The organism is Pararoseomonas baculiformis (genome assembly GCF_017813395.1).
In the GTDB taxonomy this organism is placed as follows: Bacteria; Pseudomonadota; Alphaproteobacteria; order Acetobacterales; family Acetobacteraceae; genus Roseomonas; species Roseomonas baculiformis.
The window spans coordinates 264973-282758 of the sequence record NZ_JAGIZB010000002.1; the positions used below are offsets into that span (position 1 = coordinate 264973).

At 69.9% G+C, this 17786-nt stretch carries 17 protein-coding genes; 16 read left to right on the forward strand and 1 reads right to left on the reverse strand.

Going from position 1 to position 17786, the window contains the following annotated elements; all coding sequences use genetic code 11:
• Positions 1–3: 3 nt before the first annotated feature.
• The 12 genes from J8J14_RS03325 (at position 4) to J8J14_RS03380 (ending at position 12600) form a co-directional block, all read left to right on the forward strand.
• Positions 4–1149 (forward strand): acyl-CoA dehydrogenase family protein, encoded by a 1146-nt coding sequence (locus J8J14_RS03325; protein ID WP_209378023.1) that lies wholly within the window; start codon positions 4–6, stop codon positions 1147–1149.
• Positions 1149–2147: an acyl-CoA dehydrogenase family protein gene (locus J8J14_RS03330; RefSeq protein WP_209378025.1), complete on the forward strand. Its 999-nt coding sequence runs from the start codon at positions 1149–1151 to the stop codon at positions 2145–2147. Before J8J14_RS03325 ends, J8J14_RS03330 begins: the two co-directional genes overlap by 1 nt.
• Positions 2144–2938 (forward strand): crotonase/enoyl-CoA hydratase family protein, encoded by a 795-nt coding sequence (locus tag J8J14_RS03335; RefSeq protein ID WP_209378026.1) that lies wholly within the window; start codon positions 2144–2146, stop codon positions 2936–2938. The genes J8J14_RS03330 and J8J14_RS03335 overlap by 4 nt, the downstream gene beginning before the upstream one ends.
• Before the next feature lie 2 nt (positions 2939–2940).
• The gene (locus J8J14_RS03340; protein WP_209378027.1) at positions 2941–3708 is read left to right on the forward strand and encodes a tyrosine-protein phosphatase; all 768 of its coding nucleotides are present in this window, start codon (positions 2941–2943) and stop codon (positions 3706–3708) included.
• A gap of 46 nt (positions 3709–3754) precedes the next feature.
• Positions 3755–4726 (forward strand): Bug family tripartite tricarboxylate transporter substrate binding protein, encoded by a 972-nt coding sequence (locus J8J14_RS03345; RefSeq protein ID WP_209378028.1) that lies wholly within the window; start codon positions 3755–3757, stop codon positions 4724–4726.
• A gap of 8 nt (positions 4727–4734) precedes the next feature.
• The gene (locus J8J14_RS03350; RefSeq protein WP_209378029.1) at positions 4735–5802 is read left to right on the forward strand and encodes an SDR family oxidoreductase; all 1068 of its coding nucleotides are present in this window, start codon (positions 4735–4737) and stop codon (positions 5800–5802) included.
• A gap of 92 nt (positions 5803–5894) precedes the next feature.
• The gene (locus J8J14_RS03355) at positions 5895–7043 is read left to right on the forward strand and encodes an ABC transporter substrate-binding protein (RefSeq protein WP_209378030.1); all 1149 of its coding nucleotides are present in this window, start codon (positions 5895–5897) and stop codon (positions 7041–7043) included.
• A 2-nt stretch (positions 7044–7045) separates the two neighbouring features.
• The gene (locus J8J14_RS03360; protein WP_209378031.1) at positions 7046–7831 is read left to right on the forward strand and encodes an ABC transporter ATP-binding protein; all 786 of its coding nucleotides are present in this window, start codon (positions 7046–7048) and stop codon (positions 7829–7831) included.
• A complete protein-coding gene (locus J8J14_RS03365; RefSeq protein ID WP_209378032.1) occupies positions 7828–8559 on the forward strand; it encodes an ABC transporter ATP-binding protein in 732 nt (243 codons plus the stop codon). The genes J8J14_RS03360 and J8J14_RS03365 overlap by 4 nt, the downstream gene beginning before the upstream one ends.
• Positions 8556–9428 carry a branched-chain amino acid ABC transporter permease gene (locus J8J14_RS03370; protein ID WP_209378033.1) on the forward strand — a complete coding sequence of 291 codons (873 nt, stop codon included), beginning with the start codon at positions 8556–8558 and terminating at the stop codon, positions 9426–9428. Before J8J14_RS03365 ends, J8J14_RS03370 begins: the two co-directional genes overlap by 4 nt.
• Entirely contained in the window at positions 9425–10408 is a 984-nt protein-coding gene (locus J8J14_RS03375) for a branched-chain amino acid ABC transporter permease (RefSeq protein WP_209378034.1), read from the forward strand. The genes J8J14_RS03370 and J8J14_RS03375 overlap by 4 nt, the downstream gene beginning before the upstream one ends.
• Positions 10405–12600: an acetate--CoA ligase family protein gene (locus J8J14_RS03380; RefSeq protein ID WP_209378035.1), complete on the forward strand. Its 2196-nt coding sequence runs from the start codon at positions 10405–10407 to the stop codon at positions 12598–12600. The genes J8J14_RS03375 and J8J14_RS03380 overlap by 4 nt, the downstream gene beginning before the upstream one ends.
• On the opposite strand, the gene J8J14_RS03385 is transcribed toward J8J14_RS03380, so the two are convergent.
• A complete protein-coding gene (locus J8J14_RS03385; RefSeq protein ID WP_209378036.1) occupies positions 12575–13567 on the reverse strand; it encodes an NADPH:quinone oxidoreductase family protein in 993 nt (330 codons plus the stop codon). The genes J8J14_RS03380 and J8J14_RS03385 overlap by 26 nt on opposite strands.
• A 91-nt stretch (positions 13568–13658) precedes the next feature.
• Here J8J14_RS03385 and J8J14_RS03390 point away from each other — a divergent pair, with 91 nt between their 5' ends.
• The 4 genes from J8J14_RS03390 to J8J14_RS03405 are packed head-to-tail and all read left to right on the forward strand — an operon-like array spanning position 13659 to position 17758.
• On the forward strand, positions 13659–14900 hold the full coding sequence (locus tag J8J14_RS03390; RefSeq protein ID WP_209378037.1) for an acyl-CoA dehydrogenase family protein: 1242 nt from the start codon (positions 13659–13661) through the stop codon (positions 14898–14900).
• Positions 14897–15685, forward strand: a complete 789-nt coding sequence (locus tag J8J14_RS03395) for an SDR family NAD(P)-dependent oxidoreductase (RefSeq protein ID WP_209378038.1) — start codon at positions 14897–14899, stop codon at positions 15683–15685. Before J8J14_RS03390 ends, J8J14_RS03395 begins: the two co-directional genes overlap by 4 nt.
• A gap of 4 nt (positions 15686–15689) precedes the next feature.
• On the forward strand, positions 15690–16796 hold the full coding sequence (locus J8J14_RS03400; protein ID WP_209378039.1) for a phosphotransferase family protein: 1107 nt from the start codon (positions 15690–15692) through the stop codon (positions 16794–16796).
• On the forward strand, positions 16793–17758 hold the full coding sequence (locus J8J14_RS03405; protein ID WP_245215314.1) for an SMP-30/gluconolactonase/LRE family protein: 966 nt from the start codon (positions 16793–16795) through the stop codon (positions 17756–17758). The genes J8J14_RS03400 and J8J14_RS03405 overlap by 4 nt, the downstream gene beginning before the upstream one ends.
• Positions 17759–17786 lie beyond the last annotated feature (28 nt).

Sequence of the window (17786 nt, forward strand, 5' to 3'; positions counted from 1 at the left end):
GCCATGATCGGTGCCCTTCCCCTTGCCGCCATTCCGCCCGAGGACGAGGCGCTGCGGCCCGAGATCCGTGCCTTCCTGCAGGAGGCGGTGGGCGAGATCCCGCCCGAGCGGCGCGCACGCTCCTGGATGGGTTTCGACCCCGGCTTCAGCCGAAAGCTGGCGGGCCGCGGATGGCTCGGGCTGACATTCCCGAAGGAGTATGGCGGCGCCGGGCGCGGTGCCTTCGCGCGCTACGTGCTGGTGGAGGAGTTGCTGGCTGCGGGTGCGCCGGTTTCCGCCCATTGGATCGCCGACCGGCAGAGCGGCCCGCTGATCCAGCGTTTCGGGACGGAGGAGCAGCGCCGGTTCTACCTGCCGCGCATCTGCCGGGCGGAAGCCTTCTTCTGCATCGGGATGAGCGAGCCGAACACCGGATCGGACCTCGCCAGCGTCACCACCCGTGCGGTGCGCGAGGGTGATGGATGGCGGCTGAACGGGGCGAAGATCTGGACCACCAACGCGCAGCATTCCCATTACATGATCGCCCTGGTGCGGACGAGCGGGGCGCCGGGTGACCGGCACAAGGGCCTGTCGCAGATCATCGTGGACCTGCACGCACCGGGCGTGAGGATCAGCCCCATCCGGGACCTGGCGGGGGATGCGCATTTCTCCGAGGTGGTCTTCGAGGATGTGCTGCTGCCCGGGGACGCCCTGATCGGCGAGGAGGGCTCTGGCTGGATGCAGGTGAATGCCGAGCTCGCCTTCGAGCGCAGCGGGCCGGAACGGGTGCTCTCCTCCGCCGTGCTGCTGGACGAGTGGGCGAACTGGCTCCGAGAGGTTGGTGCGGGCGAGGCGGCGGAGGCGCTGCTGGGGCGGCTGATCGCGCATCTGGCGGTGCTGCGTGCCATGTCCATCGCCGTGACGGGGCGGCTGGTGGAGGGCGAAAGCCCGATCGTGGAGGCGGCGCTGGTGAAGGATCTTGGCACCGAGTTCGAGCAGATGATCCCCACCGTCATCGCCGAGACGCTGGCGCGGCCGGGCCTGGTGGCGCCCGGATCGCTGATGCGGACCCTGGCCTACACCGCCGCCATCGCGCCATCCTTCTCCTTGCGCGGCGGCACGCGGGAAATCCTGCGCGGCATGATCGCGCGCGGGATGGGGCTGCGGTGATGGACAGCCTTCTCGTCCGCTCCGCCCAGGAATTGTTCTCGCGCCACGCCTCGTCAGAGGCGGTGCGTGCCATCCGCGCGGGGGGCTCGCCCGGATCGCTCTGGGGGGAGCTGGAGAATTCGGGCTTCCTCGACGCGCTGGTGCCGGAAGAGGCCGGCGGGATCGGGCTCGGGCCGGCCGAGGCGCTGCCGGTGCTGATCGCGGCGGGGCGCTTCGCGGTGCCGCTGCCGCTGGGAGAAACCATGCTGGCGCGGGCCGTGCTGGGCGGTGCCGGGGAAGCGGTGCCGCAGGGCGCGATCCTGCTCGGCGAGGCTTATGGCGACGCGGCGCGCGTTCCAGCCTTCGCGCGGGCTGACTGGGTGCTGCTCCCCCGGGACGAGGCGGCCCTGCTGCTTCCTGCCGGGGCCGCGGTGGAGGACGAGGCGGCGGGCTCTCCCCTGGGCCGGGTGCTGCGCTGGCCGGAAGGGGCCGGGCGGCGCGTGCCGGCGGGCGACCTCCTGGTTGCCGGGGCCTGGGCGGAGATCGCCGTCATGGCCGGTGCCATGGAGCGCATCCTTGAGGACACCGTGCGCCACGCGCAGGACCGGCAGCAATTCGGCCGCCCCGTGGCGTCCTTCCAGGCCGTGCAGCAGCAGATCAGCGTGATGACCGAGGATGTCTTCGCCAGCCGGATGGCGGCGCAGCTCGCGTCGGTGGCCGATGGCGATGGGGTGGCCCGGCTGAACCCGGTGCGGATCGCGGCGGCGAAGCTACGGGTCGGGGAAGCGGCGGTGCGCGTGGCGGCCATCGGCCATGCGGTGCATGGCGCCATGGGCATCACGGAGGAGGTGGACCTTCACCTTCTGACCGGCCACCTGCAAGCTGGACGGATGCGCTTCGGTGGAGAGGCGCATTGGGGCGCCTGGCTGGGTCGGCGCTTCCTGGCGGACAACACGGGTGAAACCCTGGCCTTCGTGCGCGCGCAGCTGGGGCCGGCAGCACCGGAGGCGAGTGCATGAGCGATTTCCTTCTCCTTGAGCGCGAAGGGCCGGTTATCACCCTGACGATGAATGCGCCGGAGCGCCGCAACGCGCTGGGCATCGAGGGGGAGACGACCGAAGCCTTCACCGAGGCCTGCCGGCGCATTGCGGCCGAGGCGGATGTGCGGGCCGTGATCCTGACCGGCGCGGGCACGGCGTTTTCCGCCGGCGGCGACCTGAAATCCATGCGCGACCGCTTCGGCATGAAGCCGGCCGATATTCGCGAGAGCTACCGGCGCGGCATCCAGCGCATCCCGCTTGCCCTTTACGAACTGGACGTGCCCACCATCGCGGCGGTGAACGGGCCGGCCATCGGCGCGGGGCTCGACCTGGCCTGCATGTGCGACATCCGCATCGGCGCGGAAAGTTCCCTCTATGCGGAAAGCTTCGTCAGCGTCGGCATCGTACCCGGCGATGGAGGGGCTTGGTTGTTGCCGCGCGCGGTCGGACAGTCCAAGGCGGCCGAAATGGCTTTCACCGGGGACCGGCTGGATGCACGCGCCGCGCTGGACTGCGGGCTGATCTCGCGCGTGGTGCCGGATGGGGAACTGATGAACGCGGCGCGGGAGCTGGCCGGGCGCATCGCGCGCAATCCGCCGCAGGTGCTGCGCATGACCAAGCGGCTGCTGCGCGAGGGGCAGCATATGCGTCTTTCCTCCCTGCTGGAGATGTCGGCCGCCTTCCAGGCGCTGGCGCATACCACGCGGGACCATGAGGAAGCGGTGAACGCCTGGTTCGACAAGCGCAAGCCGGTGTTCGAGGGCCGGTGAGCATGGAGGCATCCGCCCCTTTCGCCGGAACGCTGCCGCGCCGGGTGGAGCTGGCGGGCTGCACCAATCTCCGCGACATCGGCGGCTATCGTGGTGATGGCGGGCGGCGGGTGCGGTTCGGCCAGGTGTTTCGCGCGGCCTCGCTCGGCTCCCTCACCGATGACGATCTGCCATGCATCGGGGCGCTGGGATTGCGCACCATCGTCGATCTGCGCGGGGTGGAGGAGAGCGGGCGCGCACCGTCCCGCCTGCCGCAGCCGGCGCCCGAGATCGTGGCCCTGCCGGTGGAGCCGACGGTTGGCGCCTCGCTGCGGGACATCCTGGCGACGGGCCAGGCGACCGGCGAGGATGTGCTCACCCTGCTCGGCCGGGCTTATGCCGCCTATGCCACGGAGAAGCTGCCGCGCTTCCGGGCCCTGCTGGAATTGGTGGCGGAACCGGCGCGGCGGCCCGTCCTTTTCCATTGCTCCGCCGGGAAGGACCGCACCGGGTTCGGCACCGCCATCCTGCTCCTCGCCCTTGGTGTGGAGCGGGAGGAGGTGATGGAGGACTACCTTGCCACGAACCGCTTCTGGCGCCGCGAGCATGCCCTGCCTGAGGGCACCCCGCCCGAGGTGGCAGAGGCGCTGAACCGCGCGCACCGGCACCTGCTGGAGGCAGCGCTGGAACGCGCAATGGCCGGATATCCGACACCCCAGGCATTCTTCGCCGGGGCCATGGGCTTCGGCCGGGACCGGCTGGCGGCACTGCGGGACAGCCTGCTGGAATGACGACAGACCGGCCACGAAAGGCCGGCGCAACACGGGAGGAAAAACGATGCAGAGAAGAGCGCTTTTTGGCCTGGCATCCGCCGCGATGATTCCGGCCGGGCTTGGCCTGCCGGCGGCACGCGCGCAGGAGGCCTTTCCCTCCCGGCCCGTGACGATGGTGGTGCCCTTCCCGCCGGGCGGCGCCACCGACGTGGCGGCCCGTACCCTGGCCGAGCGGATGGCCCCTCTTCTGGGGCAGCCCGTGATCATCGACAACAAACCCGGCGCGCAGACCGCGATCGGCGCCGATGCCGTGGCGCGCGCGGCGCCGGATGGCCACACCATCCTGATGGCCTCCGGCACCACGATGACGCTGAACCCGCTGCTGCCGGAGAAGCTGGCCTACAAGGCCGAGGACCTGACGCCGATCGTCCTGGTGACGACGCTGCCCTTCGCGGTGGTGGTGAAGAAGGGGCTGGCGACGGATGTGCAGAGCTTCGTCGCCCTTGCCAAGTCCCGCAACGGGCAGCTGAACTACGGATCCAACGGCCCGACCAGCTTCAACAACATCGCGGCGATCGCCGTGATGGAGGGGCTGGGAATCCGGATGCAGGAGGTGGGATACCGTGGCGATGCGCAGCAGCTGACCGACCTGATGTCGGGCACGCTGGACGTGATCGTGGTGGGCGGCAGCTCGGCATTGGCCGCCATGCGCTCGGGCCGCGGCACGATCATCGGCTGGACCGGGGAGAAAGAGCGGCTGGCAGTGACGCCGGACGTGCCGAACTTCTCTGAACTGGGCCCCAACATGGTGTGCCAGACGCATTTCGGCCTGCTGGCGCCCGCGCGCACGCCGGCCTCCGCCATCCAGCGCCTGAACCAGGCAGCAATCAAGGCCATGGAGGCACCGGAGCTGCGGCAACGGCTGTTGAGCGAGGGGCAGTATGTCGCGGGGGGAACCCCGGACGACTATGCGGCCTATCTCAAGCGTGACGCGGATCGCTGGCGCGAGCTGGTCGGCCGGCTGGCGCGGGCCTGAGCCGGGCGATGCCGGGCCGGGTCGTCATCGCGGGTGCGCTGGGGCTGGTCGGGCGCGCGGCGCTCGACCGCTACCTGGCCGATGGCTGGGAGGTGGTGGGGCTCTCCCGCCGCCGCCCGCCTGAGGATCTGGGCGCACGGTTCATCTCCGTCGATCTGACGGATGCGGCCGCCTGCCGCGAGGCCCTGTCCGGGCTGGGGGCGACGCATCTCGTCTACAGCGCGCTGTACGAGAAGCCCGAGCTGCGCGCGGGCTGGCTCGACACGGAGCAGATGGAGACCAACCGCGCGATGCTGTCGCATTGCGTGGAGGCGCTGGACGGAGAGGACGGCGCGCTGCGGCACATCACGCTGCTGCAGGGCACCAAGGCCTATGGCGTCCATCTCGGGCAGATGCCGATCCCGGGCAAGGAGAATGCGCCCCGGCACATCCACCCCAATTTCTACTGGTTGCAGGAGGACTATCTGCGCGAACGGCAGCGCGGCCGTTCCTGGCACTGGACGGTGCTGCGGCCCCAGGCGGTGATCGGCTTCGCCATGGGCAGCGCGATGAACCTGCTGGCGGCCATGGGCGCCTATGCCGCGATCAGCCGCGCCATGGGCCTGCCGCTGGTCTTTCCCGGACGCGGGGACCGGGTGACCGAGGTGACGGATGCGCGGTTGCTGGCCTCCGCCATCGCCTGGGCCGGCAGCGCGCCGGCGGCGCAGGACCAGATCTTCAACGTGACGAATGGCGACGTGCTGACCTGGCGGAGCATGTTCCCGGTTCTCGCACGGGCCTTCGGCATGGAGCAGGGGGCGGACCATCCGATGTCGCTCCCCGCCATCATGGCGGACAAGGAGGCTGCCTGGCAGCGGATCGTGCAGCAGCACGGGCTCAGGCCCAGCAGCCTGCGGGCGCTGGTGGGGGATTCCTGGCAGTTCGCCGACTTCGCCTTCAGCCGCGACGACCAGGCGGCGTCGCTGCTCAGCACGATCAAGATCCGCCAGGCCGGATTTGGCGAATGCATCGACAGCGCCGCCATGCTGGACTGGTGGCTGCGTGAACTGCAGCGGCAGCGCGTGCTGCCGCCCTGAACAGGCGGAACCCGCCAGCCGCGGGCCCGGCGCGGACTGCCACCGGGCAAGGATCCGACCATGAACACATGGCGGACAGGGAGGACGGAAGAATGACGATCTCGCGCAAGGATTTCCTGAAGCTCGGCGCGGCCGGCACGCTGGCGCTGGGCCTGCCACGGCTGGCCCGGGCCGCCGACCCCATTAAGGTCGGGGCGCTGTTCCCGCTCAGCGGTGGGGCGGCGGTGCAGGGCCAGCATGTCTGCGAGGCGATCGAGATCGCCGCGGCCATGGTGAATGATGCGGGCGGTGTGCTCGGCCGCCCGGTGCAGATCCTGCGGCGTGATGACGAATCCACCCCGGCCGTTGGCGTCAGCCGTGCCAATGAGCTGATCGGGGAGGGTGTGGCGGTGGTGATCGAGGGCTGGAATAGCCCCGTGACCCTTGCCATCCAGACGGTGCTCGCCCGCGCGGGTGTGCTGGACATCACCGCCATTTCCAAGGCGGACCAGATCCTGACCGGCGGCGGCAACCCGCTGGCGGTCCGGCTGAACTCATCCAATGCCCAGGATGGCCGGGTGATCGCCGAGCACCTGAAGGCGACGGGGGCGAAGCGTATCGCCTTCCTGACGCAGAATGACGCCTATGGGAACGGTGCCCAGGCCTCGATCGAGAACGAGCTGAAGGCGATCGGGCATGACTACACCAAGGTGGCGGAGGAGAAGTTCCCCTTTGCCCAGGCGGATTTCCGCGTGGCACTGACGAATGTGCGCGGCAGCAACGCCGATGCGGTGGTGGCCATCAACGCCAATGAGGGCTCCGGCCTGCCCGCCCTGATCCGCCAGGCCCGGCAGATGCGGCTGCGCGGGGATTTTGTCACCGCCGTCGGCACCGTCGCCCCCAGCGTGATCCAGGTGGCCGGGGAGGCGGCGAACGGGATCATCGGCGCGGATATCTACTTCCCGAAGGAGGAGCCCTTCGCCTCCAACCCCGTGAACCAGGATTTCGTTCGCCGCGCGGAGGAGAAGATCCGCTACACGCCGGACAAGTTCATGGCGCTGGGCGCGGGGGCGCTGCAGGTCTGGGCCATGGCCGCCAATGAGCTGAAGACGCTGGAGCGCGAGAAGATCGGCGCGCGCATCCGGGGAGGCTCCTTCCAGGGCACCGTCCTGGGTGATGCGCGGTTCAGCCCGGAGGGGCAGCTGGCCTCCAGCCACCGGCTCTTCACGGTGAAGGATGGCAAGATCGAGGTCCGGGCGTGAATGTGCCCGGGCGCGGAGCCCAGCCCCCACCCGTGCTGCGGGTGGAGGGCCTGGGCGTTCGCTACGGTGCCCTCGTCGCGCTGGATGATGTGAGCTGGGAGGTCTCGGCGGGCGAGATCCTTGGGATCATCGGGCCGAATGGCGCGGGCAAGAGCTCCTGCTATGACGCCACGACCAACATGGCCACGCGTAGCGGCCGGGTATGGCTGGATGGGCAGGAGGTGACGGCGGTGCCGCCCCACCGGCTCGCCGCCCTCGGCCTCAAGCGCGCCTTCCAGCAGAATGCCTTCTTCACGACGCTGACCGTGCTGGACAACATGGTGGCCGTTCTCGCGCGGGAGGCCGGGACGGGCCTCCTGCCCAGCCTGTTCATGCCCTGGCGCGAGGCGTCGCGCCGCGCGGCGCTGGAAGACGAGGCCGCGGAGATCCTGGAGCGCTTCGGGGTTCCGCGCGCCATGCATGGGCTGCGCCCCGGCAACATTCCCTATGGCAGCCAGCGCATGCTCTCCATCGCGCTCGCCTTCGGGCGCGGCGCACGGGTGCTGATGCTGGACGAGCCCGCGGCCGGGCTGGGCGGCGCCGATATGGCGCGGCTCGCGGAGCTGCTGCGCGGGCTGCGCGAGGCGGGTGTGGCCCTGGTGGTGATCGAGCATCACATGGACCTCATCATGTCGGTGGCCGATCGCATCTTCGTGCTGGAGCAGGGCAGGGCACTGGCAACCGGAAGGCCGCAGGAGATCCAGAGCGACCCGCGCGTGCTGGAAGCCTATCTGGGGCATGCGGCATGACGGCGCCGGTCCTGGAGGCACGGGACCTGCGTGTCGCCTATGGCGGGCATGTCGCGCTTGAGATCCCGCACATCGCCCTGGCACCGGGGGAACTGGTCGGGGTGGTGGGCGCGAATGGCGCGGGTAAGTCCACCCTGGTGAACGCGCTGCTCGGCTGGTCCCGCGGCGCGCCCTCCGTCAGCGGCAGCGTTCGGCTGGACGGGGAGGAGATCGGCGCGATGGCCCCGCACCAGCGCGTGGCGCGCGGGCTGACCCTGGTGCCGGAAGGAGGCGCGGTGTTCATGCGCCTGACCGTGGCCGAGAACCTGGCGGCGGCCCGCCCGCCCCGTTCGGCCGGGCGGCGGGGCCATGACGAGGCGGAGATCTACGCGCTGTTCCCCCGGCTGCGGGAAAGGCTGGACCACGCCGCCTCGGCGCTGTCGGGCGGGGAGCGGCAGATGCTGGCGATCGCGCGGGCGCTGCGCCTGGGGCCGCGCGCGCTGCTGCTGGACGAACCCTCCATCGGGCTGGCGCCGCGCCTTGTCGCGGACGTGCTGCGCGCCGTGCGCGGCCTGGTGGACGAGAACCTTTCCGTGCTGCTGGTGGAGCAGAACGTCCGGGCCGCGATCGAGGTTGTGGACCGTCTGGTCCTGCTGGAGCGGGGGCGGATCATCGCCCAGGGGCCGGTGGCGGAGATGCGGGACGACCCGCGGATCCTGGAAGCCTATCTGGGGGAGGCCGCCGCATGAACCTGGTGCAACAGCTGATCAACGGCATCGTCCTCGGCCATGCCTATGCCTTGATCGCGGTGGGCTGGACCGTGCTGCTCGGCGTCGCGCGGCTGGTGAATTTCGGCCATGGCCAGATCTACATGCTGGCGGCCTTCGTGACATGGTGGGCGGTGGCTGGGCTTGGCCTGCCCTATCCTGTGGCCATCCTCGTCGCCATGGCGGCGGGCGTGGTGATCGGGCTCATCATGCAGGCGGCGATGCTGCGGCTGACCTTCACCCAGGACCTCGTCTCCATCATGATCGTGACCCTGGGCTTCGGACACATGATGCGCGGGATCGCCGGCCTGGTCTTCGGCGGGCAGCCGCAGGTGCTGGAGACGCCGCTGAGCTACATCGATTTCGAGGTGGCGGGCGCCTGGGTCACGGCGCAGGACATGGCGGTGATCATCGTCAGCATCATCGCCTTCGCCCTGCTGCACTTCGTGCTCGAACGCGGTTCGCTCGGCCGCACCGCGCGGATGGTGGCGGAGGACCCGAAGCTCGCGCAGCTCGCCGGCATCGATGTGCGGAAGGTGTATTTCTCGGTTTTCGCCTTCGAAGGGGCGGCGGTGGCGCTGGCCTCGGCACTGGTTGCGCCCCGCACGCCCATTCTCACCAGCATCGGCTTCGAGGAGGTGATCGTCACCTTCGTCGTCGTCGTGCTCGGCGGGATCGGCTCGGTGGCGGGAAGCTACGTGGCCGGCCTGGGGCTCGGTATTTTCACGGCGCTGTTCGGCGGCTTCGTCTCGCCAGCCTATGCGACGACCGCGGCCTTCGGCGTGCTGATCGTGGTGCTGGTGCTGCGCCCGAGCGGGCTGGCGCTGGGTGCCGGCGGAGGACGGCGATGAACAGGGTTCTCAAGCCGGCGGCGGTGCTGCTGGCCGCCATACTGGTCTTCCTGCTGCCGGGCTGGCTCGGCGGTGTCCATGGCGCCTTCGCCGTGATCGCCATCATGGCGGTGGCCGCTTATGGGCTGGATATCGTGGTTTCGGATCTGGGGGAGGTGAGCCTCGCCCATACCGTGTTCTTCGCGGCGGGCGCCTATGCGACCGGGCTTCTCGCCACGCGGCTGGGCTTCGGTTCCTGGGCCACGCTGTTCGGCGCGATCGCGGTCGGCACGCTCATCGCGCTGGCCCTTGGGCTCGTCACGCTGTCGCTGCGGGAATTCGTCTTCTCGCTGGTGACCTATGCGGCCACCGTCGTGGCGGCGGCGATCGCGCATAACTGGAACGTGCTCGGCGGCTCGGACGGGGTTTCCGGAATTCCCACGCTGGATCTCTCCCTGGGCCCCGTGCGGCTGGCCGCGACGAATGACGCGGAACTCTGGCCTTATGCCTTCGCGCTCCTTCTGATCGCTCTCTACGCGATCCGCCAATTCCGGCGTTCGCGCCTGGGGGCGATGGCGATGATGGTGCATCTCAACCCCAGGCTTGCCACCATGTCCGGGATCGATGTCCGGCGCGTGCGCCTGGCGGTGTTCGTGCTCTCGGCGCCGTTCAGCGCGGCGGCGGGATGGCTCTATGCCTACCAGCGCGCCTATATCGGGCCGGACCTGTTCGAGACGTATTTCCTCGTCCTCATGCTCACCGCGGTTGTGCTGGTCGGGCGCCGCCGGCTCTTCGGGCCGCTCATCGGCACCGCGCTGGTGGTCGGGCAGGAGCGCTTCCTGTCCTTCGGCGGCGACGTGAACGCCATCATCCTGGGAGGAGCGCTGGTGACGGCGCTGGCCCTTCTGCCGGGCGGGCTGGACGGGCTGTTCCGCCGCCTGGTGACCCGTCCCACCACCCCTGCACCTGTTCCCGAGGCGAGGCCGCTGGCGCAACCATGAGTCCGGACACATTGCATTCCCCTTCTTCCGACGCGCTGCCGCAGGGGCGCCGCCCCGTCTATCGCCGGGCCGACCTGCTGAAGCTGCTGGAGCCGCAGAGCATCGCCGTTGTCGGTGCCTCGGCACGGGCAGGCTCCTTCGGGGAGAGGACGGCGCGCAACCTCGCGCAGTTCTCCGGGCGCCTGCATCTGGTGAACCCGCGCTATGACCGCATCGGGGACGCGCCCTGCCATGCCTCGGTCGCGGCCCTGCCGGAAGTTCCGGACCTCGTGGTCGCCGCCACTCCCATGGAGGCCTGCGAGGACGTGGTGCGCGATTGCGTCGCGGCCGGCGTCGGCGCGCTGGTGCTCTACGCGGCCGGCTTCGCCGAGACGGGGCGGCCGGAGCGCGTGGCGCTGCAGCAGCGGATCGTGGGCATGGCGCGGCAGGGTGGACTGCGACTCCTCGGCCCGAACTGCATCGGGCTGACCGACTATGTGCGGCGGGCCGAGATCAGCTTCGTGGCCATCCCGCGCCCCCAGGCCCCGCCCACGCGGCCCGCGCTCTGCATTGTCAGCCAGTCCGGGAATCTCGGCTTCGCCCTCGCGCAGTCCGTGGAGGCGGGCGCGCAGGTTTCGCGCGTGCTGACCTGCGGCAATTCAGGCGATATCGATGTGGCCGACCTCGTCGCGGCCCTTGGGGAGGATCCGGGCTGCTCCGCCATCGCGCTGCTCTTCGAGGGCATGGCCGATCCCTCGCGCCTGATTGAGGCGGCGGCCATCGCGCGTCGGAAAGGCAAGCCGGTGGTGGTGCACAAGCTTGGCACAGGTGAGCAGGGCGCGCAGGCCGCCATGTCCCATACCGGTTCGCTCGCCGGATCCAACGAGGTCTATCGCGCGGCCTTCGAGCGGGCAGGCATGGTCCTGTCGGAAAGCTTCGAGGGGCTGCTGGAACTCGCCAGCTTCCTTGCCAAGGCGGGCAGGCCGCGCGCCCCCGGCGTGGCCGTGGTTTCCACCTCCGGCGGCGCGGCGATCATGGCCGCGGACCGGGCGGAGGCGCATGGCGTCTCGCTGCCGCAGCCCGGGCCGGATGCGCAGGCCGTGCTGTCCGCCCGCATTCCCGAATTCGGATCCGCCCGCAATCCCTGCGACGTGACGGCGCAGGTGCTGAACGACCCGGGCTCCCTGCAGGACTGCATGGAGGCGTTGCTGGCCGACCCGGCCTATGGGGCGCTGCTTCTGCCCAATGGCTTCGCCTATGACGTTTCGACACCGCGCTTCCACCTGCTGGACGAGCTGGCCGCGCGCCATGGCAAGGTGGGCTGCGTGGTCTGGACGACGCAGTGGCTGGAGGGCCCTGGCGCACGGGAGGTGGAGAATACGGAGCGGGTGGCGATGTTCCGCTCGATGGACCGCTGCATGGCGGCGATTGCCGCGTGGCATCGGCAGGGTGCCAGGGGCGAGGTGGAGGCGCGGGCTCCGGCGCGGCTCTCCCCACCCGGGGCCAGGGACGCGGCGGCGAGGCTGCTGGACCAGGCTTCCGGCCCGGTCCTGACGGAGCGCGAGGCGAAGGCGGTGCTGGCGGCCTACGGCATTCCGGTCGTCCAGGAAATCCTGTCGGAGAATGCCGAAGCCGCGGTTTCCGCCGCCGAGGCGGTGGGATATCCGGTGGTCCTGAAGGTCGAAAGCCCGGCCCTGCCGCATAAGACCGAGGCCGGGGTGATCCGCCTGAACCTGCCTGACGCGGCATCGGTGCGCGATGCCTTCGCAGAGGTGATGCGCAATGCGCATCGCGCCGCGCCGGGCGAGCCGATCAACGGCGTGCTGGTCCAGCCCATGGTGCCGCCAGGGATCGAGATGGTCGTGGGCGCGCGGCGGGATCCGCTCTTCGGCGCCACGGTGCTGGTCGGGCTCGGCGGCATTCTGGTCGAGCTGATGCGGGACAGCGTCGTGGCCCTGGCGCCGGTGGGTGCCGGGGAGGCGCGCGGCATGCTCGGGCGCCTGAAGGGCGAGCGCCTGCTCTCCGGCTTCCGCAACCTGCCGGAGGTGGACCGGGACATGCTCGCCGGGATCATCCAGCGCGTTTCCGAGCTGGCTGCCGACCATGCGGACCGGATCGCCGAGATCGACGTGAATCCGGTCATCTGCGCGGGCAGCCGCCAGATCGCGGTGGATGCGCTGATCGCCCTCAGCCCGGCCGCGCCGCATGGGTGAGGAGGACGAGCTTCCCGGTCGCGCGGCGGCCGGCGAGTGCCTCCAGCGCCTCGGCCGCCCCTTCCAGCGGGTAGCACTGCGACACCGCCGGGCGGAGCCGCCCCTCGGCAACCCAGCCGAAGAGGCGGGAGAGCAGGGCGCGGTTCGCGGCCGGCTCGCGCCGCGTGAACTCGCCGTAGAACACGCCGGTCACGGCGCAGTTCTTCAGCAGCACCAGGTTGAGGGGGAGGCGCGGGATCTCCCCGGCCGCGAAGCCGACCACGAGGTAGCGCCCGCGCCAGGCGATGGAGCGCAGGGCCGGCTCCGTATAGGGGCTGCCGACGGGATCGAAGATGACATCGGGGCCGCGCCCCTCGGTCAGGCTGCGCAGCTGCTCACGCCAGCCCTCGGCCGAGTAGTCCACCAACCCATCCGCCCCGGCACCCCGGCAGGCTTCGAGCTTCTCGGCCGAGGAGGCCGCGGCGATGACCCGCGCGCCGAGAATCTTGCCCAGCTGGATGGCGGCCATGCCCACGCCACCCGAGGCGCCGAGCACCAGCAGGGTTTCGCCGGCCACCAGGGCACCCCGATCCTCCAGCGCGTGCAGCACGGTGCCGTAGGCGAGGCCCAGCGCCGCCGCGGCTTCCGGCGATACGCCGGGCGGGACAGGGACGGCTTTCGCTGCGTCCACCGCCACCGCCTCGGCGAAGCCGCCATAGGTGATGACGGCCGCAACGCGCGCGCCGATGGCGGGCTCGCTCACTCCTTCACCCTGGGCCGTCACGACGCCGCAGACCTCGCCGCCCGGCACGAAGGGCATGGGCGGCTTCTGCTGGTAGCGGCCCTCGATGATGAGCGTGTCCGGAAAATTCACGCCGCAGGCTTCCACGCGGAGCAGGACCTGTCCCGGCCCGGGCCGCGGATCGGGAACGGTCTCAACCCGAAGTGTGGAAGCCGGCCCGTATTCGCGGCACAACACGGCTTTCATCCCTGGCGTCCTCCCTTCATGTTCATGCGCAGCAGACTGTGCGTGGGACGACCCAGGGCACAAGCCAATATCGGCGGGATGGAGCGTTAAGATGGATTTCGGCTATTCGGCAAAGGTCCAGGAACTGCGGACCAGGCTGCAGGCCTTCATGGATGAGCACGTCATCCCGAACAACCACCTGCATCACGCGCAGCATGCGGCGATGACGAATCGCTGGCAGCCCGTGCCCATCGTGGAGGAGTTGAAGCCGAAGGCCCGCGAGGCCGGGCTCTGGAACCTGTTCCTGCCTGCCTCCTCCCACGGCGCGGGGCTGACGAACCTGGAATACGCGCCGCTGGCCGAGATCATGGGACGCATCCCCTGGTCCAGCGAGGTGTTCAACTGCTCCGCGCCCGATACGGGCAACATGGAGACGATCGAGCGCTACGGAACGGAGGAGCACAAGCAGCGCTGGCTCGTGCCGCTGCTGAACGGCGAGATCCGGTCCTGCTTCGCCATGACGGAGCCGGAGGTCGCCTCTTCCGACGCGACGAACATCCAGACTCGCATCGAGCGCCACGGCGATGATTACGTCATCAACGGGCGGAAATGGTGGTCCTCGGGTGCGGGCGATCCGCGCTGCGCCATCTTCATCGTCATGGGCAAGTCATCGCCGGACAATCCGGACAAGCACCGCCAGCAATCCATGATCCTCGTCCCGCGCGAAACGCCGGGCGTCACCATCAAGCGCATGCTGCCGGTCTTCGGCTTCGACGATGCCCCGCATGGCCATGCGGAGATTCTTTTCGAGAATGTGCGCGTTCCCGCCAGCAACATCCTGCTGGGCGAGGGCCGCGGCTTCGAGATCGCGCAGGGGCGGCTTGGCCCGGGGCGCATCCACCACTGCATGCGCGCCATCGGCCTTGCCGAGCGTGCGCTGGAGATGATGTGCCGCCGCTCCCTGGAGCGGCGCCCCTTCGGCAAGCCCCTGGCGGACCAGGGCGTGATGGTCGAGCGCATCGCGCAGTCCCGCATCCTCATCGACCAGGCGCGGCTGCTCACCCTGCACGCCGCCTGGCGCATGGACATGGTGGGCAACAAGGAAGCGCGGACCGAGATCGCCGAGATCAAGGTGGCCGCGCCGCAGATGGCTTGCCAGGTGATCGACTGGGCCATCCAGGCGCATGGTGCCGCGGGCGTCACCGAGGATTTCGACCTGGCCTACATGTTCAAGATCGCGCGCACGCTGCGGATCGTGGATGGGCCCGATGAGGTGCATCGGTTCCAGCTCGGCCGGATGGAGCTGAACAAGTACAAGCCGCCCCGCAACTCCCAGGCCGGGGCTGCCGCGTGAGGGGCGCGCTCTTCGACCTCACCGGGCAGGTCGCGATCGTCACCGGGGCATCGCGCGGGATCGGCCGCGCGATCGCCGAACGCATGGCGGAGCACGGCGCCCGCGTGGCGGTTTCCTCTCGCAAGATCGAGGCCTGCGAGGAGGTCGTGCAAGGCATCGGCGAGCGGGGCGGAGAGGCCTTCGCCCAGGCCTGCAACATCGGCCGCAAGGAGGAGCTTCAGGCGCTGGTGGATGCCACCATGGCGCGCTGGGGCCGCATTGACACCATCGTCTGCAACGCCGCCATCAACCCGCATTTCGGGGCTTCGGCCGGGCTGCCGGATGCGGTGTTCGAGAAGATCATGGCGACGAATATCCGCTCCAATCTCTGGCTGGCCCATATGGTCATGCCGGGCATGGCGGAGCGTGGCTCGGGGTCGGTGATCGTCATCTCCTCCATCGCGGGGTTCCGCGGTTCTCCGGTGCTGGGCGCCTATGGCATCTCCAAGGCGGCCGACATGCAGCTCGTGCGCAACCTCGCGGTGGAATGGGGGCCGAAGAACATCCGCGCCAACTGCATCGCCCCCGGGCTGGTGCGCACCGATTTTGCCAAGGCGCTTTGGGAGGACCCCGCCATCCTCCGCAAGCGCACGCGGGACACGCCGCTGCAGCGGATCGGCGAACCGGACGAGATCGCGGGCGCGGCTGTGTTCCTTGCCTCGCCGGCGGGCAGCTTCATGACAGGCCAGACTATCACCATCGATGGTGGCGTGCTGGCCGGTCCGCCCATGATCGGAGAGGACTGAGCGCATGGCCGGGGATGTGCCCGTGCCGTCGGATGGCATGCCGGTGCTGGTGCCGGTCCTCCAGAACCATCGCTTCGACGAGGTGGCGCTGGCGCGATACCTGGCCGGCCGCTTGCCGGGCTTCCGCGGAGACGGGCTCGTGGTGCGCCAGTTCCAGGGCGGCCAGTCGAACCCCACCTTCCACCTGCAGACCCCCGGCGGCGACTATGTGCTGCGCAAGAAGCCACCGGGCAAGCTGCTCCCATCCGCGCACCAGGTGGAGCGGGAGTTCCGCGCCATGCAGGCCCTGGCCGGAAGCGGCGTCCCCGTGCCCGCCACCCATTTGCTCTGCGAGGACGAGGCGGTCATCGGCACGCCCTTCTTCGTCATGGACCACGTTCCCGGCCGGATCTACGCAGACCGCGTGATGCTGGCCGGCACGCCGGCGGAGCGCGGGGCCGTCTACGCGGAACTCGCGCGCGTGCTGGCGGAGCTTCACCGGGTGGACTGGCGCGCCGCCGGCCTCGCCGATTTCGGCCGGGCCGAGCGCTACATGGAACGCCAGGTGCAGCGCTGGACGCGGCAATGGGAGGCATCCAGGGTCGAGGACATGCCGGCCATGGACCAGACCGCCGCCTGGCTGGCCGCGAATCTCCCGCCGGATGACGAGACAGCGATCGCCCATGGCGATTATCGGCTCGGCAACGTCATCCTGCACCCGCAGGAGCCACGCATCGTTGCCGTGCTGGACTGGGAGCTGGCAACGATCGGCCATCCCCTGGCCGACCTCGCCTATGCCTGTCTCACCTATCACATGCCTCCCGGCCCCTCCGGGCTGACGGGGGTGCTGGGGACGGATTACCAGGCGCTGGGAATACCCACGCAGGATGCCTTTGTGGCGGAATATTGCCGCCATGCCGGCCGGCCCGTACCGGAGAACCTCGACGTGTTCGTGGTCTTCTCGATGTTCCGCCTGGCCTCCATCGTCGCGGGCGTATGGCGCCGTGCTCTGGACGGCAACGCGTCCGACCCGCGCGCTATCGGCTACCGTGAACGCTATCGCGGCATGGCAGAGCAGGCCTGGTCCATCGCACAGCGGCTCGGTGCACAAAAAAGCCAGATCGGGGGATGATGCGGATGTCAGGGATGGATCCAGAGGGGCGCGACGCCATAGCCGTGCCGGGGGCGCGCATCCTGGCGGACGGGCTGCGCTTCCCCGAAGGCCCTGTGGTGCTTCCGGACGGGCGGATCGCCCTGGTGGAGATCGAGGCGGGGCGGATCACCGCGATTGGACCTGATGGCAGCAAGACGGTGCTTGCCAGCCCGGGCGGTGGCCCCAATGGCCTCGCCCTGGGGCCGGACGGGATGCTTTATGTCTGCAACAATGGCGGTTTCGAGTGGATCGAGGCCGAGGGCACGCTTCGCCCCCATGGGGCACCGCCCGGCTATGCCGGCGGGTGGGTGGAGCGGATCGACCCCTCCACCGGCCGATCCACGCGGCTCTATGATGCCTGCAACGGGCGGCGGCTGCGCGGTCCGAACGACCTGGTGCTGGATGGTCAGGGCGGCTTCTGGTTCACCGACTATGGCAAGGTCCGCGCGCATGACCGTGACCACGGCACGGTGTACTGGGCGGCGCTGGATGGCAGCCGCATTCTGGAAGCGGCCCACCCATTCCCCGGCGGGGCGAATGGCCTCGGCCTCTCGCCCGATGGGCGAAGGCTCTATGTGGCGGAAACCGAGACAGGACGTCTCTGGGCCTTCGACATCCTGGGGCCGGGCGAGCTGAGGAAGGATCCCTGGCCCAGCCCGCATGGCGGCACGTTGCTGTGCCAGTTCCCCGGCTTCCGCCGCCTCGACAGCCTGGCCGTGACGCAGGCCGGGAATATCTGCGTCGCCACGCTGGTTTCGGGTGAGATCACCACCGTTTCGCCCGAAGGGCGCATCATCGACGTGGTTCGCTGCGGCGAGCGGATGCCCACCAATATCTGCTTCGGCGGCGAAGGCAGGCGGACCGCCTATGTCACGCTCTCCCATACGGGGAAGCTTCTGGAGATGCCATGGGAGGAGCCCGGCCTGGCGCTCGTCGCCTAGCGTCCTGGTATTCGGCAAGGAGCCCGGC